Here is a 23940-nt window from a genome sequence, read left to right as displayed (position 1 = left end):
TCATGACAACGACGCTGACAGCTAGCGACAAACGCGCCGAACACGCGGTCTTTCGCGAAACACTCGCGGCCGGGGAACCGTGGCTGCACGAACTGAAGGCTGGCCAGACGCTGCGTATTCTCGATCTGGAAGGCAATCAGGCCGTCGATACGCTGTTCTTCAGTCTCGCCGATCCGCGTGAGCGGTTCGATCCGCAACGCACGCTGCGCAGGCAGAAAAGCCTGTACCTGACGACGGGCACCGTGCTCTATTCGAACCTCGGCAAGCCGATGCTGACGATCGTCGCCGATACCTGCGGGCGTCACGACACGCTCGGCGGCGCGTGCGCGCAGGAGAGCAACACGGTGCGCTACGCGCTGGAAAAGCGCTACATGCATAGCTGCCGCGATAACTACCTGCGCGCCTGTGCACACGACGGACGTTTGTCGAAGCAGGACATCGGCGCGAACATCAACTTCTTCATGAACGTGCCGGTGACGTCCGAAGGCGGCCTGACTTTCGAAGACGGCATCTCAGCGCCAGGCAAGTACGTCGAACTGCGCGCGGAAATGGATGTGATCGTGCTGATCTCCAACTGCCCGCAGCTGAACAATCCGTGCAATGCCTACAACCCGACGCCCGCCGAGTTGCTGATATGGAACTGAAGCGTATCCGCAACTGGCTTTACTTCGTCATGCTGGTTCGCTCCGGACGCTGCTGCACCTGCACGCGCGAACAACTGACTCACGCAGATCGCTGACACGGACCTCTGCCGCGGACGACCGCGGCATGCATTCCCACGTGGCGGGACGGCCCGCCCATGAATCAAGATCCCTTTCATGTTCGAGAAAATCCTGATCGCCAATCGCGGCGCGATTGCGTGCCGCATCCTTAGAACGCTGCGCGAACTCGACGTTACCGGTGTTGCCGTTTACGCGGAAGCGGATCGCGCGAGCCTTCATGTGAGCGAGGCGCCCATCGCGCACGGTCTCGGCGATGGAGCCGCGTCGGCCACCTATCTCGATGCGGAAAAGATTCTGGCGATCGCCCGCCGCGAGAACGTGCAGGCGATCCATCCGGGTTACGGTTTTTTATCGGAGAACGCCGGTTTCGGCGAAGCGTGCGAAGCGGCGGGCATTGCGTTCATCGGACCGACGCCGGCGCAATTGCGCGCCTTCGGTCTGAAGCACACGGCGCGTGCAATCGCGGCGCAAGAGGGCGTGCCGATGCTCGAAGGCACCGGCTTGCTCGAGGACCTCGCCGCCGCGCTCGATGCGGCAGCCGCGATCGGCTATCCGGTGATGCTGAAAAGCACGGCCGGCGGCGGCGGCATCGGCATGCGGGTGTGCTGGAACGTCGAGGAGCTGAGCGCGCATTTCGACGTGGTCAAGCGTCTTGGCCAGAACAACTTCAGCGATGCCGGCGTGTTCCTCGAAAAGTACATCGAGCGGGCGCGGCATCTGGAAGTGCAGGTTTTCGGCGACGGCCAGGGCGATGCGATCGCCCTCGGCGTGCGCGATTGCTCGGTGCAGCGGCGCAATCAGAAGGTGCTCGAAGAAACCCCCGCGCCCTGTTTGCCCGAGGGCATGTCGGCCGCATTGTGCGACGCTGCCGTCAAGCTCGCTAAGGCGGTGAGTTACCGTTCGGCCGGCACCGTCGAATTCGTCTACGACAGCGCGGCGCAGCAGTTCTATTTCCTCGAGGTGAATACGCGCCTGCAGGTCGAGCATGGCGTGACAGAGCAGGTCTGGGGCGTCGATCTCGTACGTTGGATGATCGAGCTGGCGGCGGGCGCGCTCGCGCCGTTGCAGGAACTCGCCGCAGGCTTGCAGCCGCAGGGACACGCGATTCAGGCGCGGCTCTACGCCGAAGATCCGGGCCGCGATTTCAAGCCGAGCCCCGGCCTGCTGACCGATGTCGCGTTTGCGCACGCAGACGGTCGCGCACTGCGCATCGACACGTGGGTCGAAGCGGGCTGCGAAGTGCCGCCTTACTTCGACCCGATGCTGGCGAAAGTGATCGCATGGTCGCCGACGCGCGACGCGGCACGCCGCGCGCTCAATGACGCGTTGCAGAACACGCGCATCTACGGCGTGGAGACGAATCGCGACTACTTGCGGCAGATTCTCGACGATCACCCGTTTGCATCGGGCGAACCGTGGACGCGCTGTCTCGAAGCGCTCAGGTATCGGGCGAGCACGATCGAAGTGGTCAGTGGCGGCACGCAGACGACCGTGCAGGATCATCCGGGCCGTCTCGGCTACTGGGCGGTCGGCATTCCGCCTTCCGGTCCGATGGATGACCGCGCGTTGCGGCTCGGCAACCGGCTGCTCGGCAATGCCGCCGACGCCGCCGCACTCGAAATCACCATGAGCGGGCCGACGTTGCGCTTCAACACGGATGCGGTCGTCACGGTGACGGGCGCGCGTCTGCCGGTGCTGCTCGACGATATCGAACAGCCGTTGAACACGACGCTCTTTGTCGCGGCCGGTTCGACGCTCGCGCTCGGCACGATTCGCGGCGCGGGTGCGCGTGCCTATCTGTGCGTGCGCGGCGGTTTCGATGTCGCGGTGTATCTCGGCAGCCGCAGCACCTTCACGCTCGGCCAGTTCGGCGGACATGGCGGGCGTGCGCTGCGTGCAGGCGATGTACTGCACCTTCACCCGCTGCAGGATGAGAAAGCGGGCGCGGCGCTCGCCAAGGTCCCCGAGCTGGAAACGGTGCGCACGCTGCGCGTGATCTATGGTCCGCACGGCTCGCCGGAGTACTTCAGTCCGCGTTATATCAAGCAGTTTTTCGACACCGAATGGGAGATCCATTTCAACTCCAGCCGCACCGGTGTGCGTCTGATCGGACCGAAGCCGGAGTGGGCGCGCGAGGATGGCGGCGAGGCGGGGCTGCATCCGTCGAACATTCACGACAACCCGTATGCGGTCGGCGCCGTCGATTTCACCGGCGACATGCCCGTGATTCTCGGCCCCGATGGCCCGAGCCTGGGCGGCTTCGTGTGCCCGGTGACGATCATCGAGGCGGATCTTTGGCAGATCGGTCAGTTAAAAGCGGGCGACAAGGTGCGCTTCGTGGCGGTGCACATCGATGCGGCGCGTGAGGCGGCGCGCCAACGTCTGCGTGAATTGCAGACTCTCGAATTCGACGCAAAGCCGCAATTCACCGAGCCCGCAGCGCTCGTCTCGCCGATCGTCCTCGATACCGGTGCGGATCGCGAACGGCTCGTCGCACGCGTTTCCGGCGACACGCATCTATTGCTCGAAATCGGCCCGGCGGAACTCGATCTCGTGTTGCGTTTTCGCGGCCATGCGCTGATGCAGTCGCTCGAATCGATGGCGCTGCCTGGCGTGATTGATCTGACGCCAGGCATCCGCTCGCTGCAGATTCACTACCAGCCTGAAACGCTGCCCCTGCCGCAGTTGCTCGCGATCGTCGAGCGCGCGTGGCAGCATGTGCTGTTGCAGAAGGATTTGCGCGCGCCGTCGCGGATCGTGCATTTGCCGCTGTCGTGGGACGACCCCGCGTGCCGGCTCGCGATCGACAAATACATGACCACGGTGCGCAAGGATGCGCCGTGGTGCCCGAGCAATCTCGAGTTCATCCGCCGCATCAACGATCTCGACTCGATCGATGCCGTCAAACAGATCGTGTTCGATGCCAGCTATCTCGTGATGGGACTCGGCGACGTATATCTCGGCGCGCCGGTCGCGACGCCGCTCGACCCGCGTCACCGGCTCGTGACGACCAAATACAATCCGGCGCGCACCTGGACGGCGGAGAACTCGGTCGGCATCGGCGGTGCGTATCTGTGCGTGTACGGGATGGAGGGTCCAGGCGGTTATCAATTCGTCGGCCGCACGTTGCAGATGTGGAACCGCTATCGCGAAGTCGCTGATTTTGCGGGACGGCCCTACCTGTTGCGCTTCTTCGATCAGATTCGCTTCTACGAAGTGCCCGCCGACGAGTTGCTGCGTATTCGCGCGGACTTTCCGCTGGGGCGCTATCCGTTGAAGATCGAACAAACCGAGTTGTCGTTGGCCGACTATCAAACGTTTCTCACGCGCGAATCGGCGGGCATCGAGCAATTCCGCGCGCGTCAGCAAGCTGCGTTTCAGGCCGAACGCGAGCGCTGGCGCGCAGCGGGAACGGTGGAAGAGAGCTTTGACGCGCCGGTTGCCGAGGACGCGGAACTGGCGCCGCTGAAAGATGGCGAAATAGCGGTGGACAGCGAGATTGCCGGTAGCCTTTGGCAAGTGCGCGTGAATTCCGGCGACACGGTCGAGGCGGGCGACGTGCTGCTCGTCATCGAGTCGATGAAGATGGAAATCTCCGTGTGCGCGCCGTGTGCGGGAACCGTCGGCGAGATACACGTGGCGCCTGGCTCTGCGGTGCGCGCGGGGCAGCGCGTTGCCGTCATCGAACGTCTTTGATTTTCCGGGGTAAAAATTTATGTCTTCATTTGATCTGCGTTTGCCTACGCTGCGCGCCGCTTACCTTGCCGGGACGCTCACGCCGCGCCAATTGATTGGCGAGTTGCGGGCGAAAGCCGCTGCACTGAATCCCGAGTTTCATCTGTTCATCCACCTTCTGAGCGAAGCGGAAGTCGCGCCGTATCTGGACCAGCTGGAAACACAGGATATCGAAGCATTGCCGCTCTATGGCATTCCGTTCGCGATCAAAGACAACATCGATCTGGCGGGGATTCCGACGACGGCCGCCTGCCCCGCGTTTGCCTATACGCCAGGCGAGTCGGCGACGCTCGTCGCGCAGCTGATCGCGCTGGGCGCCGTGCCGCTCGGCAAGACCAATCTCGACCAGTTCGCCACCGGCCTGAACGGCACGCGTTCGCCGTACGGCAAGTGCCGCAACAGCGTGCATCCCGACTATCCGTCGGGCGGATCGAGTGCGGGGTCGTCGCTGGCGGTCGCGCTGGGCGTCGCGAGCTTTGCGCTCGGCACCGACACGGCGGGCTCCGGCCGCGTACCGGCGGGGCTCAATAACCTTGTCGGACTCAAGGCGACCAAAGGTGTGCTGTCCACTGCCGGTGTCGTGCCGGCTTGCCGCACGCTCGATTGCGTGACCTACTTCACGGCGACCGCGCGCGAAGCGAGCGACCTGCTCGCACTTACAGCGCAAGCCGATCCCCGCGATGCATACAGCCGTAAGAACCCGCAATGGAACGACGCGCGCGCATTCGGCAAGCTCGCCACCTTCCGCTTCGGCGTGCCGTCGCAACCCGAATTCGCGGGCTGTGCCGAAAGTCCGGCGTTGTTTGCGAAGGCTCGTGCGCTGCTCGAAGCGGCGGGCGGCGAGGCGGTCGAGATCGACTTCGCGCCGTTCGTCGAAGCGGCGAACCTGCTTTATCAAGGCCCTTGGGTCGCGGAACGCTACAGCGTGGCGGGCGAGTTGATGGAAGCGAACAGGGAGGCCGTGTTGCCGGTCATTCGCGACGTGCTGGCGAAGGCGCCGGGCGCCACTGCAGTCGAACTGTTTCGCGCGCAATACCGGCTGCAAGCGTTGAAGACCGTCTGCGACGCCGCGCTCGAATCACTGGACTTCGTTCTCACGCCGACCTATCCGCGTCCCGTCACGCTCGCAGAGTTGGAGCGCGACCCCATCGGGCCGAACTCGTTACTCGGCTACTACACCAACTTCATGAATCTGCTCGACTACGCGGCCGTCGCGACACCGACCGCATTCATGAAGAATGGCCTGCCATGGGGCGTAACCGTGTTCGGCCGCGCGTTCACGGATCAGTATCTGTTGAGCGTGGCCGATCTGCTGCAGCGGGCAAGCGGTGTCGAATGTGTCGGGGGCGGCAGGCCCGATGCGAGCGAGCGACCGACGACGGCGGCCAACGATCGGGTACGTGTCGCGGTGTGCGGCGCCCACATGCAGGGGTTGCCGCTCAATCGCGATCTGGTTTGCCGCGGCGCACGCCTCGTAGAGGCGACGCAAACTGCGCCGCGCTATCGCTTGTCCGCGCTGGCGGCCACGCCGGATGGCACGAGGCGGCCCGGCATGCGGCGCGTGCCGGACGGCGGCGCGGCGATCGCGATCGAAGTCTGGGAGATGCCCAGTCCGGAATTGGGCTCGTTCCTCACGACGATTCCCTCTCCGCTTGCGCTAGGGAAGGTCGAACTGGCGAACGGTACGTGGGTGACCGGCTTTGTGTGCGAAGGTTATGGCCCGGAGGCCGGGACCGACATCACGGAGTTCGGCGGCTGGCGAGCATGGCTCGCAAGCGGGCGCAAATAAATAGCGCGTGTGGTGGCGGATGCGCCGTTGTGCGGCAGACATGCCTGGCTGCCGCTCATTTTATTTGCAGGGAAGCTGGTGCGGCGCCATAGACCCTCGAGGACAATACCGGCCTCCCTTCGGGGCAAGACAAGATTCGTCCCTTTTCTTTCGCGCGGATGGCCGCTACATTGATCTCTGCGCCGGCATGTCGGAACGCGCCAGGTTTAATGAACAGATCGCCACGAAGCACGCCCTGAGTACGGAGCAAACTGGCCGCGCTTCGGCGCTCGAGACACATGGTCCTCATGTATTGTGTGATCGCCGAACGAGCGAAGGTGATCGGCCGTCACAGGCTCAAGCGCTTGTTCTTCGGTCCGGTGCAGATACCTCTTGATTAGCAACTTGCGAGGCGACACGGGTTCAATGTCGTGCAGCCGCCGTCTCGCGCCATGGCTGCCACGTGCCCAGCGTGTGCCTTCATAGGGAGCGATACATGCAGCAACTCATCAGGCATCCCGTCATCCTGCTGGTCATCTCGTTCGCGTTCATGTCGCTGGCGGCCTGGTTCGGGAACTCGGTTCTACGAAAACGTATGGTGCTCGATGAAGATTCGCGCGACGACTTCAGAACCGTTCAGGGTGCCACGTTGACGCTGCTCGCCCTGATCATCGGTTTCAGCTTGTCCATGGCGGTAGGCCGTTACGATCAGCGAAAGAACTACGAAGAGGAAGAAGCCAACGCGATCGGGACAGAGTTCATTCGCGCGGATCTTTTGCCGGAAGCGGCGGCCGCCGCGATCCGCTCGGACCTCGCGAAGTATCTCGACTTGCGCATCGAGTACTATCAGACTCGCGACACGCAACGCGTGGAGCGGATCAATGCCGCCACCTCTGAACTGCAGGACAAGTTGTGGTCCGCAGCCAGAAGCGGCGCCGTCGCCCAGCCGAATCCCGTCGTCGCGCTCGCCGTTGCAGGCATGAACGATGTGATCAACACTCAGGGCTATACCCAGGCAGCATGGTCGAACCGCATCCCCGTGGCGGCCTGGATAATGATGATCCTGATCGGCGTGTTCGCCAACGTACTGGTGGGATATGGGGCGACAAATCCGGGCAGCAAAGGCCGCTTCCTGATGATCATGCCGTTGACCGTGTCTATCTCGTTCATGTTGATTGCGGACATCGATACTCCGCGCAACGGCATCATCCGTGTCGTGCCGCAAAATCTCATTAGCGCGGCGCAATCTCTGCACAGACCATAAGACCGCTCGACACGCTCACCGGCCCCACACAAGATAACCACGCTCAACCCGCCCCGGCCCCTGCGTAACGCGCCAGAAACATATCCGCCGCGGAATCCGCCACCTGCTTCTGTTCGTCCTGACTGAGAGAGGGCTGCCCCATCGTCACCTGCGGCCAGAATGCGAACGCCTTCACGAGACCTTGCAACTGATGCGCGGCGAACACCGGGTCCGAGGTACTAAGACGCCCATCGGCGGTGGCCGCGCGTACCCATACCGTCAGGTCTTCCTCGCGTTCGCCCAGCCGCGCCACCATGTCCCGCGCCCGCTCCGGCGAATGAATGCCCGCCGCGATGGCCACGCGTGCGAGCGACAGGAACGCATCGTCGTTCATCAGCGTCAGCTTGCGCGACAGCAGTTCGAGCAGCTGCGCGCGCAACGGCATGTCGGCGCGATAAGCCGGCGCGGGTCCCATATGACTGGCGTCCCACAACTGCCGCAGGATTTCCGCGAACAGCGCTTCCTTGCTGGGGAAATGGTTGTAGACCGTGCGCTTGGAAACGCGCGCGCGAGCGGCGATGCGGTCCATGCTGGTCGCATCGAAGCCGGCTGCGAGAAATTCCTCGATGGCCGCGCTGATGACGGCGAGGCGCTTGCGATCGGTGAGGCGCTGAGGGGTGACATTCGGGTCCATCGAAGAATTTTACACCGGGTAGTTTACTTTTCAGGATAATAAACTACACTATCCAGTCTACTTTCCGCATCCAGGCATTCCCTATGACATCGTTCATCGGTTCCATCAGCCGGGCTTTGGGTCTCACCGCGGCGAAACGCGGGCGCGAGTTGTCCGGTTCGTCGGCGCAGCATGACGGCCAGCGCTTTCGCAACGTCAAGCCGCGTCCCGCGGAAGGATTCGGCAAGACCTTGCGCATCGCGTGGAACGTGTTGTTGAACAAGCCTGCGGGCACCGTGCCGTCCGGCGCGTTGCCCGTCGATACGCTGACCCGGGAGCAGCTCGACGCCGCGCCCGATCGCAGCCTGTATCGGCTCGGGCATTCGACGATGTTGCTCAAGCTGCGCGGCCAGTTCTGGCTGACCGATCCGGTGTTCGCCGAACGCGCGTCGCCGTTCCGGAGTGTCGGCCCCAAGCGCTTTCATGCGCCGCCGATTGCGCTTGCCGATTTGCCGCCGCTGCGTGGCGTGATTCTCTCGCACGATCATTACGACCACCTCGACCGCGACACGGTGCTCGCGCTCGCCGCGAGCACGGGCGTGTTTCTCACGCCGCTCGGGGTGGGCGACCGACTGATCGAGTGGGGCATCGCCGCGAGCAAAGTGCGTCAGTTCGATTGGTGGCAGGGCGTGCAGATCGATGGCCTGGAATTCACGGCGACGCCCGGACAGCATTTCTCGGGGCGCAGCCTGTTCGACGGCAACAGTACCTTGTGGGCATCGTGGGTCATCGTGGATGACGATCTGCGCGTGTTTTTCAGCGGCGATACAGGCTACTTCGATGGTTTCAAGGCAATCGGCGAGCGGCTCGGTCCGTTCGACGTCACGCTCATCGAGACGGGCGCTTACGACGCGCAATGGCCGTACGTGCACATGCAGCCCGACGACACCGTGCAGGCGCATGTCGATTTGCGCGGCGACTGGCTAATGCCGATTCACAACGGCACCTTCGATCTGGCGATGCATCGCTGGCACGAGCCGTTCGAACGCGTGATCGGCCTGGCCGCCGCGCGCGGCATCAACCTGTCGACGCCGCGCATGGGCGAGCGGTTGGACCTCGGCGCACCGCATCGCGGCGAGCGCTGGTGGCGCAACGTCGTCGAGACCGCCGATGCGCCGAAGACGTCGCGGCGGTGGTTTGCCTGTCGCCATACCGGGCAGGCCAATTCGTAAAACGCCGACCCTTGACGTTGAACCGCTTTGGCGGGACGCGAGGGCAACTTCGGGCACTGGCCGGTTCAGACAAGGCCGAACGATAGGCGAGCCGGTCGCATCAGGGCGCGCCGTCATCGGCGGCCGCCGTTCGCGCGGGGTGAACCGCCAGCATGTGGCTCGAAAACCCTTTGTCCTGTTCGAGCCGCCACGTCGCCCATAAACGCTTGGCTGGCTCGTCGAGTTCGATGGCGAGCCAGTTACGGCGCGGCGCGAGGCGTATGCCCGCGCCCGGCAGCTCCATCATCTGCAGCCGATGCTCGGTGTCGATTGTTTCGCCGGCTTTCGCGTTCTGCTCCATGTAGAACAGAAAGAAGAAATCCGCCACGCCCGACGGTGCGGGATGGACGACAGCCGAACTCGTCAACTGATTGAGCCTGCGGGCGTTATTCCCGGCTGCGCCGTTCGCTTCGATGATGCCCCATGTGGCCACGTGCACATCGCCGGACACCATGGTCACGCGGCGCTGGCGCGGGCCGTCCGCGAAAGCGACGAGGTTGCGAACGAGGCGCTTGCGCTGGCCTTCGTGATCGTCATTGGACCAGTGATCGTGGATGTCGTCGGACAAACTTTTGGTGACGTGCTCGCGCAGCACACCAAAACTATAGACCGCCTCGGCGATGCGGATCTTCGGATGCGCAACCGGCACGCTGCTGACGAACGGCAGATGCTCGACGGTGTCGGGCAGCGTTCCGAGCCATTGCGCCATCGCGTCCCAAGTTGCTTCGCCGATCACCTGCAATTGCGAGCGCTCGCTGCGCAAGTCCGGTATGAGAATGGCGAGCGACCCGAACACGCCCGCATGCGAAAACCCGGGCTGGCGCGGCAGGAACGAGGGCGCAAGCGGGTCTTGCTTCATCAGCGCATCCCAGTCGATCGGATCGAAACGAGGCAGGCGGGTCGGCTGATCCGGCAGCGATTGCGGCGGCAGCAGTTCCTCGGGCATCTGCAACTGATACACCCAGAAGTTGCGGCGCGCCGCGGCGAACAGTGCGCGAAATACGGGGCTCGCCTGCAACTCGGGGCTATAGGAGCCCCAGCCATCGAAGATATCGTGGTCGTCCCACATGATCAGCGAGGGGATCGTCGCGAACGCGCAGGCGGCGTCGAGCGTGCCGTCGTACGCGTTCGCGGGCCACGGCGTGTTGCCGCGCGCATAGCGCCAGCGGTCGATGTATAGCCCGAAGTAGTAGCGCTCGATGTCGTCGGCGAGTTTCGCGCTGACGGCGACGCCCGGCTGATCCACCACCGGCAGATTGCTCCATGTCTTGAGCGCTTCGATGTCTTCCCAGATCGAATCCATGTAGATCTGGTCGCCGCCCATCAGCATCGCGTGAAATCGCAGCGGGATGCCCTGCTGAAAGAGTGTGGAGTCGACCCACGCCTGATGCTCGTCCCAGTCGGGTTCATGGGCTTTGAGCAGTGCGCCGTCGTGATTCGTGATCAGATCGGCCCAGACATTGCTCGCATCGTGCTGAAGATCCTTCATCACCTTGACCGACGAAAACCCATTGCACGACACATACGTGAAACGCGGCGTCTGGCCGGTGGCGGGCACGATAAAGCGCCACGTCGCATTGCCGCCGAACGAATACGTGACGACCCGTTCTTGCGCCGCTTGTTTGACCGGCATCGCGTAGCGCAGCACTTGCGCGTCGTTCGTCTTGCGCAGCAAGCGTGGCGCGGCCGGATCAGCGTTGCCGTCGACAGTGAGCGTGGGCGGCGCGGCGTCTGCGCGAATGACGATCAGCGCGGTGATGCGCCACAGCGTCGGCGCGTCCGCCATGGCGGGCCGCAAGCCGAGCACCGGGCCCATCAGCAGATCGTTCTGTGAGGATGCCTTCTTTCTGGTGGTGGCCATGCTTCACCTCGCCATGTTGACGTCGCGGGTCCGCGCGCGTCATTCGGGCATTGGATGGTGGGCGCGGTGCGCGTCGATTTTGCGCGGTCGGCCGGTGAAGATTAGTGCAGCGCGCCACCGAACATGCATCGGGACGAACCCTGGCGCATGGCTTCACCGCGCCAGGATCGCGGTTTGTGCATCGAATCCGCAACGCGTACAGCGACGACGCGCCGCGTTCGCTGTGCGGCACGCTTCATTCAGACGTGCCGCACAGCGTCGATTTCCGCGCGAAGCGCGGCCACGACGCCAGTCCAATCACCTCGTGTGGTTTGTCGAAAGAGCCGCGCTTGTGCGTACCACGGACTATCGTTTCGTTCGAGTTGCCATCGCCAATCCGGCATGAACGGCAAAGCAATCCATACGGGTTTGCCGAGCGCGCCCGCCAGATGCGCGACCGCCGTGTCGACGCTGATGACGAGGTCGAGGCGTGCGATCAGTGCAGCGGAATGCGCGAACGTGATGAGCCGCGCGGAAACATCGCGCAACCGCCCACGCTGTGCCAGTTGCGCGAAGCACGCGCGGTCACTTTCGCGCACCTCCTGTTGCAGCGAGAAGAATCTGACGTCGGCATCCAGCAGCGGCGTCAATTGCGCGAGCGGTATGGAGCGGTTGCGATCATTCAGATGCGTTGTGCTTCCTGACCACACGATTCCAATCTTGAGTTGCCGATCGGTATCGGCAAAAAGATCGTCCCACTGACGGATAAGAGCCTCGTCCGCATGCACATACGGTGCGAGCGTGGCGAGATCGGCTGCACGAATCTTGAGCGCGAACGGCAGGCTCATGATTGGAATGTGGTAGTCGAAATGCGGCACCGGCGCTGTCTCGCCGATGACTTCGGCCGCGCCGCGATAATGTCGCAGCAGCGGCAGCAAGGCCTCCTGAACACGCAACACGACGCGAGCGCCGGCTGCGCTGAGTCGATCCACGAAGCGCACGAATTGCAGCGTGTCACCGAAGCCCTGCTCGTGATGAACCAATACGGTCTTGCCGGTGACCGGTTGGGCGCCGGTCCACAGGGTGTTCTGCGGGAAACCATGGCTGCCGGTGCCATCGCGCCAGCGCCATTCGTATTCGCGCCAGCCGTGTTCGAATTCGCCGAGCAGCAGGTTGGTCTGAGCGCGATTGGTGCGCGCGCCGGCATCGTTCGGATCGAGCGAAAGCGCCTTCTTGAACTGGAGCAATGCCTCATCGAAACGCGACAGGTCTCGCAACGCCACGCCGAGATTGACGTAGGCGCGCACGAAACGCGGCTTGAGCGCGATCGCCTGCCGGTAGGCTTCCAGTTCGTCGTCATAGCGCTCCATCGTGCCGAGCAGCGCGCCCCGGTTGTAATGCGCTTCGGCGGATAGCGGCTGGACTTTGCACAGGTGCTCGAGCATCGCAAGTGACCGTTGCAATTCGCCCCGCTGGATCAGGGACATGGCGGCGCCATACAACGAAGCGGCATGGTTGGGAAATTGAGCGAGGCAGCGTTCGAACAGCGCAATCGCATCATCGTGACGTTGCGCCGACTGGCACACTTGCGCGGCGAAATTCAGTTGATCCACGGACATGGACGTGGTCGCCGATGGCCGCGTCAGATACTCCGCTGCGCGCATATGATCGCCCTGCCTCGCGGCGATGGCGCCGAGACCTGCCAGCGCTTCGCCGTGATCGGGAACGCTCGCCAGAATGGTATGCAGCAGACTGGCGGCCTCGTCGAATTGACCGGCGTTAAAGCTCTTTTGCGCAGCGGCGAGCGCGAGTTCAATGTCGTGATTCATGGCGAGGAATGCGATCTGCCGACGAATGGGCAACGGCTCATTGTACGGGATCGCATCGAACGGGGACCGGCAGCTTGCTGTTGGTCCTGGTGCATGCGGTGCTGTGGCCGCTCGCGCTGAGGGTCGTCCAATCACGCTTACTCGACAGCGAAGGCGTCGCGCGCAGCGCGCGAGCAGGCATGTGCGGCCCGATGCCTGCAACGCGACGCGCGTGACGATCAACGAACGGTATTGAGCTCCGGATTCTGGCGTTGGGCAATGTTTCAAAGGCCGCGAGAATTCGGCGCTTCGCGCGATGGGTCAGAGCTTCGAGCCTCCATCGACTCGCAGCGTTTCGCCCGTGATCCAGCGCGCGGCGTCGGATGCAAGAAACACGACCGCATCGCCGATTTCATCGGGCTGGGCGAGACGCTTCAGCGCCTGCATGCCGAGCGTGGCAGCGCGCCCTTCGTCGGTTTTCGTGAAGTTCGACATATCGGTTTCAACGACGCCCGGCGCAACGGCATTCACCCGGATGCCACGTTCTCCGAGCGCCGAGGCGAAATGCGTGACGAGGGTATCGACGGCACCCTTGGTCGCCGCATAGGCCGATAGCGCGCCAACCGCCGCGCGTGCCGCGAGCGACGAGACCATGACGATGCTGCTGCCCTTGCACATCACCGGCAGCAGTTGCTGGACGAGGAAGTAGGGCGCGCGCACGTTCACGGCAAACAGCGTGTCGAAGGCTTCGACCGTCGTCTCTTCGATGCTCGCGGCTCGGGAAACCCCCGCGTTCGCGACGAGAATATCCAGGCGATGGCCAATCACTTCACGCACGCGTTTCGCGAGCAGGTGTGCACCGTCCGCGTCGCGCAGGTCGGCTGCGACTTTTTGCGCGGCGCCCCCCGCCGCGCGAATCTCCGCAACGACGGCTTCCGCTTCCTTTTCGCCGGTGCTGTAGTGGACGAGCACCTGAGCACCTGCACGAGCGAGTGCGAGCGCGCTGGCGCGACCGATGCCGCGCGACGCGCCCGTGACGAGCGCAGTTTTTCCAGTAAGGTTGTTCATGACTAGACTCCAGAAGTGATGAGACAGGTCAGTCCTGTTCGTGATGCGCCTGGCGTTCCGAAAGAAACTGTGTGACATGCGAAACGAACCGCTCAGGGTGCTGATAGAGCGAGCCATGGTTGGCATCGGGATACAGGATCAGTTGAGCGTTGGGGATGTTCTGCTGCAGGATCCACGAGTTGATCGAATAGATGATCACGTCGTTGTCACCGTTGACTACGAGCGTCGGCTGCTTCAGCGCGTGCAGATACGCGTACGGGTCAGCTTGCGGCGCGCCCCACTTCGCGAGCGCCGCAAGCTGAGCGGGTGCGACCTTCTCGCTGGCTTGCGGATCGCGATTCTCCTTGCGCAGGCGGAATCGTTCGAGAAACCGGCGTCCGGCCGCCTGGCTTTGCGCCGACGGCGAGAAGTGCACCTTCAGCCATAACTCGTCGGGTTCGTCGTAGGTCGCGCCGAAGATCTGCTGCGCCTCGGGCGTGAGCGTTGCCATGCCTTCGCCGCTGCGCGGCCCCGTTCCGACGAGCACCACACGGCGCACCAGATCGGGTTCGGCGAGCGCGAGGGTCTGGGCGATCAAACCTCCCATCGAAAAGCCAAGGACGTCGACCTGCTGCAGCCCGAGGGCCTTGATGAACGCCGCGGCGTTGGCGGCCATCTCCTCGATTGATTCCGGAACTTCGCCCGACGAACTGGCGATGCCTGCGTTGTTGAAGAGAATCACTTCGCGGTCCTTAGCAAAACCGTCGGTGATGGCGGGGTCCCAGTGATCCATGGTGCCGGTGAAGTGAATGTTAAACACGAGCGGCACGGTATCGCGCTTGCCGAAGCGGCGGTACGCGAAGCGGCCGCCGTTCGTTTCGACGAATTGCGTCGGCGCGCTCTGGTGGGTGTGGTGGGTCATGGCTTTATCTCCGCATAGATATCGTTGCGCTTAGCCGGCAGTCTTGCCGCCGTCGACGGTGACGATCTGACCGGTCACGAACGACGCTGCGTCGGAAGCGAGAAACGTGATCGCGCGGGCGATGTCGTCGGGCTGGCCGACGCGCCCGAGCGGCACGGACGCGGCGAGCGCGGCCTTGCGCTCGGCGGTGCCGGTGAAGCGGTCGAGCATGCCGGTGTCGGTCGGTCCGGGCGCGACGGCGTTCACGCGCACGCCCGACGACGCCACTTCGAGCGCCGCCGACTTCGTGATGCCTTCCACTGCGTGCTTGCTGCCCGCATAAACCGACGCATACGCGGCGCCCTCGTGACCATATGTCGACGACACGTTGACGATGCTGCCGTGCTTTTGCGCCTGCATGACCCGCAACTCGTGCTTGAGGCTCAGCAACGTGCCGAGAACGTTGGTGTCGAAGGTCGCTGCGTAGCTCTCGGCGCTCTGGTCGAGAATCGAGCCCGGCTGGCCTTCGGTCCCGGCGTTGTTGACCGCCGCGTCGATACGGCCGAAGCGCGCCAGCGCCGCATCGACGAGGTCGCGCACTTCGTTGTCATGACGGACGTCGGCGCGAATGAAGACGGCGTCGGCGCCGCGTTGGCGCAGTTCGGCTTCGAGCGCGCGGCCTTCGGCTTCACGGCGGCCCGAAACGATCAGACGCGCGCCGCTCTCGGCGAATGCGAACGCGGTGGCGCGGCCGATACCGGTCAACGCGCCGGTGATCAGGATGACTGGCTTGTCCATTTGGAAACTCCTTCAGATATAGATGTAAGGTATGGCTCAAACGGTTGCTGCGATTCGCCCTTGCCTGCTCAGCAATGTAGTCGTCGCTTGCACGCGTGAAAAAGACTTTGTAGGCTGAGGGACATGCCTCGCAGGCATGGAACGCCGGGAGGGCAAATGGAGTTGCGCCACTTGAGGTACTTCGTGGCGGTCGCGGAGACCGGCAGCCTGACCGTGGCGGCCGAGCAGCGGCTGCATACGTCTCAGCCCTCGCTGAGCCGCCAGATCCGCGATCTGGAGGACGAAGTCGGCGCAGAGCTTTTCAGCCGCAGCGCGCGCGGCGTCGAATTGACGGCTGCGGGCAAGGCGTTTCTCGATCACGCGCGGCTCGCGCTCGCGCAGGTCGACGCGGCCAAGGAAGCGGCGCGGCGCGCCTCCTCGCCGGCGAGGAGGGTGTTCGCGCTGGGCTTCCTGACGGGGCAGGAGATGACGTGGCTGCCGAGGGCGATGCAGGTCCTGCGCGACGAATTGCCAAACGTCGACGTAACGGTGTCGAGCCACTATTCGCCCGACCTCGCTGACGCGCTCGCGCGCGGCAAACTCGACCTCGCATTTCTGCGGGCCGAGCGGGGATTCGATCTGGAATATCGTGTGGTGAACCGCGAGAAGCTGGTGGTGTTGATGCCGAGCGATCACCGGCTGACCGAACGCGCGGCGATCCGCGCGCAGGATCTGATCGGCGAGCCATTCATCCTGGCCTCGAACAAGGCCACGGTACTGCACGACGTGATCGAGCAATATCTGCTGATCAATGACGTCGATATCGCGGCCGAGCACCGCGTCGACAATCTGGCGATGGCGATGTCGCTCGTGGCCTCCACGCGTGGGCTCGCGCTGATGCCGGAGTACGCGAACAACCTGCTGCCGTGGTCGGTGGTGAGCCGGCCGCTGGAAGGCGAGGCGCCGACCGTCGATCTCGTTATCGGTTATAGCCGCTCAAACGCTTCACCTACGCTCACGCTCTTTTTGTCGAGAGTGGATGAACTGATCGTGCCGTAGTCGTTGAGGATGCCAGGCTGACTCGTGGCCGCCGATCGCGTCGTCAATCTAGCGCTGATCGATGGAGCGGATATCGATACGACGGTGGCAAGCGAACTCGCTGTGACACGGACGGCGCTCGCGAACGTCCGGCAGCAACTTGCCAGTTTGCAGGAGTCGCTGTTCTGGCGCCTGAGCTGGCCCGTGCGGCAACTCTTTGCTGTGGCCCGGTGACGACGGCCGTGCGCGGTAGACATATCCCTCGCCGAACGCGCTTGCGACTACCCACACATCGGCTTGCAATGGAGAAGCGGGGATCGTCTAAGCGTTGAACAGTTCACTACGTGCTGCATCGATGATCGTTGCGACCGCGGGATGGCTGATGCGACGTTCGATGGAGATCGCAAAGAACTCCTCGACGATGGTGTTGATCTGCCCGACCATCGTCAGCTGATGTTCCGCGTGTAACTGGTCCTCCAGCACGCTTGGGGCGAACAGCAGCCCGCGGCCTTCACGGCCGAACGCCAAGGCCATGGCTCCGTCGTCGAATTCGCCGACGATGCGCGGCGAGATCGCGCGCGACGCCAGCCAATGATCGAGCTTGCGGCGCACCGCTGATTCCGTGCCCGGCAACAGCAGAGGCAATTGGCTAAGCGACATCGGAAAGCGTTTCAGCCCGCCTTGCAGCAACGCCTGCGCACCGAAGCAACTCAATGTCGAACGGCCGAGCCGGTGATTGAAGGCCTTGATGTTGACGTCGGCCGGAATAGGGGCGTCCGCGATGATGAGGTCGAGGCGGTGCACGGCCAGTTGCGCGAGCAATGCGTGCAGCTTGCCCTCATGACAGATCACGCGCAGCGACACGGGCGCGCCTAGCGCCGGTTCCAGCAGCCGGTACGCGATCGCCTTCGGCACCGAATCCGCGATGCCGACGCGAAACCGCGACTGCGTGCCGACTTCCTTTTCGCGCCTTACCGCGCTTTCGAGCTCCGAGCCGAGTGAGAAGATTTCGTCCGCGTAATCGAGCGCCAGCCGGCCGGCATCGGTGAGCTCGGTAGTGCGGCCGCTCTTCTTGAAGAGCTTCTTATCCAGTGCTTCTTCGAGCAGTTTGATCTGGCCGCTGAGCGTTTGCGGCGTGATGTGCAACTGCTCGCCGGCGCGGACGATCCCGCCCGCATGCGCCGCGACCCAGAAGTAATACAGATGCTTGAAGTTCACAGTGCCTCCGTCGACCCTGCAACGTTACGTTTTTCCCGAAGTATCAGCAATAAAAATTCGAATTTTCCGTTGTCTCGAGTTCAGTTAGATTCAAGCCTCGGCCCGAGGCGTCAGCGGGCGGCTCATGACAGCTGACAGAGGTGACAAATGACATCGGTTGCACAATTCCTGCGTTCGAAGACTTCCCAGACCGTGTGGTCGACTCAGGCATCGGCGTCGGTGTACGACGCGATAGCGATCATGGCGCACCGGCAGGTGGGCGCGCTCATCGTGGCACACGAGGGGCGCATAGCCGGCATCGTTACCGAACGCGACTACGCCCGCAAAGTCGTGCTGATGGACCGTTCTTCGCGGGATACACCGGTGCGGGACATCATGTCGACCGCGGTGCGCTACGTCGGCCCGGAGCAGACGACGGAGGAATGCATGGCGCTCATGACCGCGCACCGGATACGTTATCTGCCGGTGATCAACGCGGGGCAACTGATCGGAATGGTGTCGATCGGCGATCTGATCAAGAACCAGATGTCAGAGCAGGAACACACGATCCAGCAACTGGAGCATTACATCCACGGCAACGGTTTGCAGGCCACTAGTGGCCGATTGCAGGCTGGCCGATGGCATGTTTGACGGCCGAAATATTACTGTCCGTAATGTTTCTGTGCGAGAAGCTGGACGCACGATGCGGGCGGCCCCTGACTCATCAAGAGAGGTTTCATATGTATACGCAAATCATCAATCAGCTGCGGTGGGCTGCCGGCAAGCTCACGCGCGGGGGCGCGGCGCTGGGTCTGGCGGGCGTGCTCGCCCTTGGCGCGGTGGCATCGAACGACGCCGAAGCGAAGCGGGTGGGCGGAAGCCAGAGTATCGGGCGCCAGTCGCAGATGGCGTCGCCGTCCGGTCAAGGACAACGAAGCCAGCAAGCTCAACCTGCTCAGCAGGCCGCGCAAGCGCCTGCCGCCGCGCCGGCGCGTAACGGCTGGATGGGGCCGCTCGCCGGCCTTGCCGCCGGCCTCGGCATCGCCGCGCTGCTGTCTTCTCTGGGCCTGGGTGCTGGGCTTGCGCAGATGCTGTCGAATGCGCTGTTGATCGGCCTCGTGATTTTTGCGGGCGTGCTGCTATTTCGCTTCATCGCGAACCGGCGTCGTCCGGATCTCGCTTATGGGCAAAGTGCCGCGAACCGGGGGCAGACGAACGGCTCGCCGTTCATGAGTCAGACTGGCCAAGCGCGGCCGGAGGCAAATTTTTTCGGCTCGCAGCGCGCTGCGACGGATCCGGCCGGAACGGCGGGCAGGGTGCAAACCCCGGCCACTGGGCCGGGGTTGGATCAGGTCGAGTTGCTGACATCGGCGAAGACCATGTTCATACGTCTTCAAAGCGCGTGGGACCGCAACGAGCAGGGTGACCTATTCGAGTTGACCACGCCCGAAATGTTCGCGCGAATCAAGCAGGATCTGGAAGGTCGCGGCAGCCAGCCAAACAGCACGGAAGTACCTCAACTCGATGCCGAGGTGCTGGGCGTGGAGACCAATGCGGAGGAGACTTTGGTCAGCGTGCGCTTTTACGGTCAAATGCGGGAAGACGGCGCTCAGACCGCCCAGCCGTTCCAGGAGGTCTGGAACATCGTTCGCGCCGCGCATGGCGACCCGGCATGGCGACTGGCCGGCATCCAGCAACTGGACCATTGACGGTAATTGGGGGGCATTGCGCTTGATCGGAGGCAGCGGATCGGGCGCGGCGGCGGGCGTGCATCGATGCGATGGACGCCCGCCTGCTTTTCGGGCGGGGAAGACATTCAGCGAATACAGGCCACAGGTTGAATGACAATGATCGTGGCTGATGAATCTCACTCATTCATGCTTGTAGTTCGATGGCGCATCGCTGCCCCGCCTCAATGATTCTTTTAACGCATTGCTCGAATGAAGTTGCGTCAAGCGGAAGCCGAAATGGGTTTCAACTTCCGCCTTATTTCTATATCCTGGCGAATAAAGCAGAATTCGGGACAAATAATGGAGCGGCTGAACGATATAAGATCTTCTGCGCGACGCACGGTTTGAGAGCTCCCGTACGCGCGGCATCGGGTCGCGTTCGGCCACGCAGGATCCTTAGGCCGACACTTTCACAGTGGCGCCAATCGCCGAACTAATACGCTTTCCTTAATAGTCAAATGTCGTTATTTACTTAAAATCTCACGCACTGCATAGGAATATAGTGCTATTTTTTGAGCAAAGATAAACGCAGAACGCGTAACGATTGGAATACAATTCGGATTCCTGTGCGGCCAGACACGGTCTATCGTGGAAAAATTTCTGCTCGGTCAATTGAATTTAGCAAGGTCCAGGCTCGGCTGGATTGTGCTCATTATGGCGCTGTTGGGGTGCCGGGTTGCGATCGGCCAGACCAATACCCCCGTGCCCGGCATTAACCTGGGCGACGAAATCAGCGACATCATCTACCGGAATCCCGACAACCCGACTCAGGCAATCGGCAATTACATGGCCGGCCTGGCGGCGACCAAGGCTCACTGGGTCCGGATTGCCATCAACTGGGCGCAAACCCAGCCCTCGCCAACGACCATCAATGATGGTGATCCTAATCCGGGCGCAAGCAGTGGGTTGACCTGGGGAGTGGCGGACACGGTTATCCGGGCCGCCCGCAACAACGGCTTAAGAGTACTGGGCGTGATTTTGCTGACCCCTTCGTGGGCAGCAAGTTCAGCCTGTTCCAGCAGCTATCAGCAAGCGAATTACGTTCCATTCTGGCTGTGCGCGCCGGATCCGACTCTCTATACCAAATTTGCGCGGGCCGCTGCCAAGCATTACAGCAGCGATAGTTACGGCGGCCAGGTCGACGCATGGGAGATCTGGAACGAGCCCAACTGCGGCGGTGATTTCATGCCTCACGATCCCGCTCTCTACACGACGATCCTGAGGAGCGTCTACCCGGCTATCAAGCAGGCAAATCCAGGCGCCTATGTATACGCTGGCGGTAGTTCAGGCTGTACTACGTGGCCGAATAACGCGACCGGTGCTCTGCCGTCGAATGGCATTGCGGGCCTCGTCAATTCGACCAACCCTAGCTACCCGGCGCCAATACAGTGGAACCCGCGCGACTGGCTGGCAGTGATGTATGCGAAGGGCGCCCACGGATATTTCGATGCGCTTGCTCACCATCCCTACTGTTATAGCGACGACTGGCAGTCGGCGCCCAATCAGTGCCCGAGCACGACGCTCAACTCGGCGTTCCCGCAATACTCGAATGCGTTCAACATGATGTGGCATACGTTTTCGTCGCCATCGTACGGTTGGCCGGAAAGCGACGGAGGAAATACATTCGCGAGCTATACGGGCACGAGCCTGCGCGAACAGATGAGCACGCACGGCGACGGCGCGAAGGCGATCGCCCTTACCGAGTTCGGCGTGCCGACCACGGGTTCGGATGGCGCGACAAATTTCACGGGTTATTTAGGCGAGGACCCGACCACGTACACGAACGCCAATTTTCGAATCTGGACGGACCTCTCGTCTCAACTGACGCAGGCCAACCAAGCGCGCGAATATAGTGCACTGATGGCTTGGGTTGGGCATCAACCGAAGGGGATGTACGGTCCGGTATACATGTACAGCTATTCCGACCAGGCATTGTGGTTGCCGAGCAGCACGAACGTCTACGAACCGTACTTCGGCATCGTGACGCTCGGTTCGACGACCGGCTCGACGGGCAACGCGGGTGCGGCGAAGATCGCTGGGAGTTCTCAGGCGCCGTCGAGTCACTACTATCCCGCATGGCCCAATTTCGGTGCAATGGCAGCGGCTGCCGCTGGCGGCAGCGGGGGATACGCACCGATAGGTCCAGGCTGGTTCAACGCGCAGGGCAAGTGACTCGTCGTCGTGCCTCCCAAATGACCGAGTAAAGTCGGTCACAGCACATCCTCGGATTCGCTCGGGAACTGCTTGATGACATCGAGCGTGACCGCGCCGATGCAGAGCGGTTTGTCCTTAAAGCATCACGTTTCGCGCGGTGGGTCGGCACCTATCAGAATCAAGCTATTAACGTTACAACGGTTGCTCATTGCCCTGGTGATTCCCATCACAGAAGAACGACAAAGGCTGCGCCATTGAGCACAAGCTCAAATTGAAGTTTCGACGTAGATACATGCTGCAATGCTGGTTCGGCGTGCAAGAGAACGTGAAGGACGGCTGTACTACAACCGGTCATATTGGGTCGTCGACCCGTGATGAAAGACGCGCACTATTCTGGGCGATGCCGACAAGCCCTTTTGTCGGCGCATCGCCGGTTTTTGCCATTAGGAGAGCTACTGACAGCGATGGATCGGTCGTGTCGACTGTGTTGTTCAATAAGGACAAGCTGGACGGGTACTTCGGACTGTCGACATGGCGGCAGAACGACGAGCCGCTCTATGAGCGCATTCGTGCAAAATCAGGTGCCGGCGCGAAGAGCAACTCACGCCGGCACGCTAAAGCAATAGTTGGTCGTCGCTCTCGTTAAGCCAGAAGACGACCTTTTGACTCATCTTTCGCGTTAATTTCCAACGCCCTCACACAGCGAAACCCCGCATACACATACTGATAATGCGCTTGAAACCAGTTGCGGAAAGCCGGCCGCAGCATGCATTGCGCGGTGCGTGCCGAGCCGCCTTTGAGCACGTAATGCTGCCCGTCGAAGAAATTGGCCGAATACCCCGGATAGAACGGAAACGCTTCGAAACCAGGCAGCGCGTCGAATACCGTCGAGGTCCATTCCCAGCCATTGCCGAACTGACCTTCGACGCCGAACGCGCTGACGTTCTGCGCATACGCGTCGACCGGCTTCGGGTCCCAGCTGCGAAAATCGAAATTGCCCGACTCGGCGTGCGGCGCACCTTGCGCGGCACGTTGCCATTGCGCTTCGCTGGGCAGGGACTTGCCGGCCCAGCGCGCGTAGGCACTGGCTTCGGCATGGCTCACGTAGGCTGGCCAGTCGAGCGGCAGCGGCACTTCATCGAACATCGTGCGGAGCATCCATTCACTCGAGTTGCCACCTGTTTCGCCGCTCGCCTCGCGTCGCGACCAGCAGGCAGGATGCTCGATGTGCTCGGCTTGCCTCCATGCCCAATCTTTCTCCGACCACCATTTGGATTCGCGATAGCCGCCGGCCTCGATGAACTCGCGAAACGCGCCGTTCGTCACCATGTATCGATCGATCTCGAAGGCGGGCACGTCCACGCGCATTTCGCCGAACTCGTTGTCCCAACCGAACTGGCCGGCATCGCGGGACATACCGAGGACAGCCGCCCCGGCCGGCACGCCGACCATCGACGCCAACGCGTCCCGGCGCTCGGGATACGTCACCACGGACTCGCGCAGTTCGGTGACCTTTTGTGCAAGCGGCAACTGATGGAGCATGTACGCGAGCGTCTCGGCATGCATCAGCCGGTGCTCGATCGCGACGTTCAGCAACTGCCGGCAGGTGTCGGCTTGCGCGCTGTCGCGGCCGAACGTCGCGGCGTCCGCGAGACCGGCGAGCGCGTCGTCGATCTGCTTGCGCGCGCGCGAGGCATACGCGTGTACGGTGTCGAGCGACGGCCAGTCGCCGGGTTGATCGGTGGGAAAACCGCCGTCGACCGGGTCGATGCCGAAAGCAAAAAGCTGGTCGAGTTCCGGAGCGAAGGCGGGCAGGTCGCACACACGTCGATCGAACAGATTGCGATCGAACGCTTCCAGATGGCCGATGTAAAACACGATCCGGTGGCGTTCACGGATCGGCCGTTCATACAGAAATTCGGGTTTGACGATGGCAAACAATGCGTCAGTGACCTGACGCGCGTCGATCAGACGCTGGACGAGCGGGTGACGTGGGGCGGGGTCGCGATTCATTTCGCCGGATCTCCTTGCGGGGG

General features: G+C 62.6%; 18 protein-coding genes. 10 read left to right on the top strand and 8 right to left on the bottom strand.

Annotation, left to right across the window (positions count from 1 at the left end):
• The first annotated feature begins 2 nt into the window (after positions 1-2).
• From B0G69_RS30385 to B0G69_RS30370, 4 genes are all read left to right on the top strand, one after another.
• Positions 3-644 (top strand): urea amidolyase associated protein UAAP2, encoded by a 642-nt coding sequence (locus B0G69_RS30385; protein WP_121323585.1) that lies wholly within the window; start codon positions 3-5, stop codon positions 642-644.
• A 174-nt stretch (positions 645-818) separates the two neighbouring features.
• Positions 819-4418 (top strand): urea carboxylase, encoded by a 3600-nt coding sequence (gene uca / locus B0G69_RS30380; protein WP_121323584.1) that lies wholly within the window; start codon positions 819-821, stop codon positions 4416-4418.
• A 19-nt stretch (positions 4419-4437) separates the two neighbouring features.
• Entirely contained in the window at positions 4438-6246 is a 1809-nt protein-coding gene (atzF, locus tag B0G69_RS30375; RefSeq protein WP_121323583.1) for an allophanate hydrolase, read from the top strand.
• A 475-nt stretch (positions 6247-6721) separates the two neighbouring features.
• Positions 6722-7489, top strand: a complete 768-nt coding sequence (locus B0G69_RS30370; RefSeq protein WP_121323582.1) for a hypothetical protein — start codon at positions 6722-6724, stop codon at positions 7487-7489.
• Positions 7490-7532: 43 nt separating this feature from the next.
• Here B0G69_RS30370 and B0G69_RS30365 read toward each other — a convergent pair whose 3' ends face one another.
• The gene (locus B0G69_RS30365; protein WP_121323581.1) at positions 7533-8162 is read right to left on the bottom strand and encodes a TetR/AcrR family transcriptional regulator; all 630 of its coding nucleotides are present in this window, start codon (positions 8160-8162) and stop codon (positions 7533-7535) included.
• 83 nt (positions 8163-8245) lie between these two features.
• Between B0G69_RS30365 and B0G69_RS30360 the strand changes: the two genes are divergently transcribed.
• Positions 8246-9373 carry an MBL fold metallo-hydrolase gene (locus B0G69_RS30360; protein ID WP_121323580.1) on the top strand — a complete coding sequence of 376 codons (1128 nt, stop codon included), beginning with the start codon at positions 8246-8248 and terminating at the stop codon, positions 9371-9373.
• Positions 9374-9473: 100 nt separating this feature from the next.
• Here the strand turns inward: B0G69_RS30360 and B0G69_RS30355 are convergent, their stop codons facing one another.
• The 5 genes from B0G69_RS30355 to B0G69_RS30335 form a co-directional block, all read right to left on the bottom strand.
• Positions 9474-11273, bottom strand: coding sequence for an alkaline phosphatase family protein (locus B0G69_RS30355; protein ID WP_121323579.1), 1800 nt, complete (start codon positions 11271-11273; stop codon positions 9474-9476).
• Positions 11274-11512: 239 nt separating this feature from the next.
• Complete coding sequence (locus B0G69_RS30350; RefSeq protein WP_121323970.1) at positions 11513-13081, bottom strand: tetratricopeptide repeat-containing glycosyltransferase family protein; 1569 nt, start codon at positions 13079-13081, stop codon at positions 11513-11515.
• A gap of 300 nt (positions 13082-13381) precedes the next feature.
• Complete coding sequence (locus tag B0G69_RS30345) at positions 13382-14128, bottom strand: glucose 1-dehydrogenase (protein WP_121323578.1); 747 nt, start codon at positions 14126-14128, stop codon at positions 13382-13384.
• Between the two features lie 28 nt (positions 14129-14156).
• A complete protein-coding gene (locus tag B0G69_RS30340) occupies positions 14157-15029 on the bottom strand; it encodes an alpha/beta hydrolase (protein WP_121323577.1) in 873 nt (290 codons plus the stop codon).
• 30 nt (positions 15030-15059) lie between these two features.
• The gene (locus B0G69_RS30335) at positions 15060-15806 is read right to left on the bottom strand and encodes a glucose 1-dehydrogenase (RefSeq protein ID WP_121323576.1); all 747 of its coding nucleotides are present in this window, start codon (positions 15804-15806) and stop codon (positions 15060-15062) included.
• 156 nt (positions 15807-15962) lie between these two features.
• Here B0G69_RS30335 and B0G69_RS30330 point away from each other — a divergent pair, with 156 nt between their 5' ends.
• Positions 15963-16844 (top strand): LysR substrate-binding domain-containing protein, encoded by an 882-nt coding sequence (locus tag B0G69_RS30330; protein ID WP_121323575.1) that lies wholly within the window; start codon positions 15963-15965, stop codon positions 16842-16844.
• A 24-nt stretch (positions 16845-16868) separates the two neighbouring features.
• On the top strand, positions 16869-17057 hold the full coding sequence (locus B0G69_RS30325) for a hypothetical protein (RefSeq protein WP_121323574.1): 189 nt from the start codon (positions 16869-16871) through the stop codon (positions 17055-17057).
• Between the two features lie 87 nt (positions 17058-17144).
• Here B0G69_RS30325 and nhaR read toward each other — a convergent pair whose 3' ends face one another.
• Positions 17145-18041: a transcriptional activator NhaR gene (gene nhaR / locus B0G69_RS30320; RefSeq protein ID WP_121323573.1), complete on the bottom strand. Its 897-nt coding sequence runs from the start codon at positions 18039-18041 to the stop codon at positions 17145-17147.
• A gap of 147 nt (positions 18042-18188) precedes the next feature.
• Here nhaR and B0G69_RS30315 point away from each other — a divergent pair, with 147 nt between their 5' ends.
• The 3 genes from B0G69_RS30315 (at position 18189) to B0G69_RS30305 (ending at position 21922) form a co-directional block, all read left to right on the top strand.
• Positions 18189-18671, top strand: coding sequence for a CBS domain-containing protein (locus B0G69_RS30315; RefSeq protein WP_121323572.1), 483 nt, complete (start codon positions 18189-18191; stop codon positions 18669-18671).
• An 89-nt stretch (positions 18672-18760) separates the two neighbouring features.
• A complete protein-coding gene (locus B0G69_RS30310) occupies positions 18761-19729 on the top strand; it encodes a Tim44-like domain-containing protein (protein ID WP_121323571.1) in 969 nt (322 codons plus the stop codon).
• Between the two features lie 675 nt (positions 19730-20404).
• Complete coding sequence (locus B0G69_RS30305) at positions 20405-21922, top strand: cellulase (RefSeq protein WP_121323570.1); 1518 nt, start codon at positions 20405-20407, stop codon at positions 21920-21922.
• A 624-nt stretch (positions 21923-22546) separates the two neighbouring features.
• Here the strand turns inward: B0G69_RS30305 and B0G69_RS30300 are convergent.
• A complete protein-coding gene (locus tag B0G69_RS30300; RefSeq protein ID WP_121323569.1) occupies positions 22547-23917 on the bottom strand; it encodes an SUMF1/EgtB/PvdO family nonheme iron enzyme in 1371 nt (456 codons plus the stop codon).
• Positions 23918-23940 lie beyond the last annotated feature (23 nt).

Source organism: Paraburkholderia sp. RAU2J (assembly GCF_003634845.1).
GTDB classification, from domain to species: domain Bacteria; phylum Pseudomonadota; class Gammaproteobacteria; order Burkholderiales; family Burkholderiaceae; genus Paraburkholderia; species Paraburkholderia fynbosensis.
Note: the sequence above shows the minus strand (reverse complement) of the source record. Positions and strands in the feature narration are given on the sequence as shown.

Coding starts and splice junctions, on each gene's coding strand:
- B0G69_RS30330 (WP_121323575.1), top strand. CDS start 15,963: ATGGAGTTGCGCCACTTGAGGTACTTCGTGGCGGTCGCGGAGACCGGC.
- uca (WP_121323584.1), top strand. CDS start 819: ATGTTCGAGAAAATCCTGATCGCCAATCGCGGCGCGATTGCGTGCCGC.
- B0G69_RS30340 (WP_121323577.1), bottom strand. CDS start 15,029: ATGACCCACCACACCCACCAGAGCGCGCCGACGCAATTCGTCGAAACG.
- B0G69_RS30355 (WP_121323579.1), bottom strand. CDS start 11,273: ATGGCCACCACCAGAAAGAAGGCATCCTCACAGAACGATCTGCTGATG.
- B0G69_RS30310 (WP_121323571.1), top strand. CDS start 18,761: ATGTATACGCAAATCATCAATCAGCTGCGGTGGGCTGCCGGCAAGCTC.
- B0G69_RS30315 (WP_121323572.1), top strand. CDS start 18,189: ATGACATCGGTTGCACAATTCCTGCGTTCGAAGACTTCCCAGACCGTG.
- B0G69_RS30345 (WP_121323578.1), bottom strand. CDS start 14,128: ATGAACAACCTTACTGGAAAAACTGCGCTCGTCACGGGCGCGTCGCGC.
- atzF (WP_121323583.1), top strand. CDS start 4,438: ATGTCTTCATTTGATCTGCGTTTGCCTACGCTGCGCGCCGCTTACCTT.
- B0G69_RS30365 (WP_121323581.1), bottom strand. CDS start 8,162: ATGGACCCGAATGTCACCCCTCAGCGCCTCACCGATCGCAAGCGCCTC.
- B0G69_RS30335 (WP_121323576.1), bottom strand. CDS start 15,806: ATGGACAAGCCAGTCATCCTGATCACCGGCGCGTTGACCGGTATCGGC.
- B0G69_RS30305 (WP_121323570.1), top strand. CDS start 20,405: ATGGCGCTGTTGGGGTGCCGGGTTGCGATCGGCCAGACCAATACCCCC.
- B0G69_RS30370 (WP_121323582.1), top strand. CDS start 6,722: ATGCAGCAACTCATCAGGCATCCCGTCATCCTGCTGGTCATCTCGTTC.
- B0G69_RS30385 (WP_121323585.1), top strand. CDS start 3: ATGACAACGACGCTGACAGCTAGCGACAAACGCGCCGAACACGCGGTC.
- B0G69_RS30300 (WP_121323569.1), bottom strand. CDS start 23,917: ATGAATCGCGACCCCGCCCCACGTCACCCGCTCGTCCAGCGTCTGATC.
- B0G69_RS30350 (WP_121323970.1), bottom strand. CDS start 13,081: ATGAATCACGACATTGAACTCGCGCTCGCCGCTGCGCAAAAGAGCTTT.
- B0G69_RS30360 (WP_121323580.1), top strand. CDS start 8,246: ATGACATCGTTCATCGGTTCCATCAGCCGGGCTTTGGGTCTCACCGCG.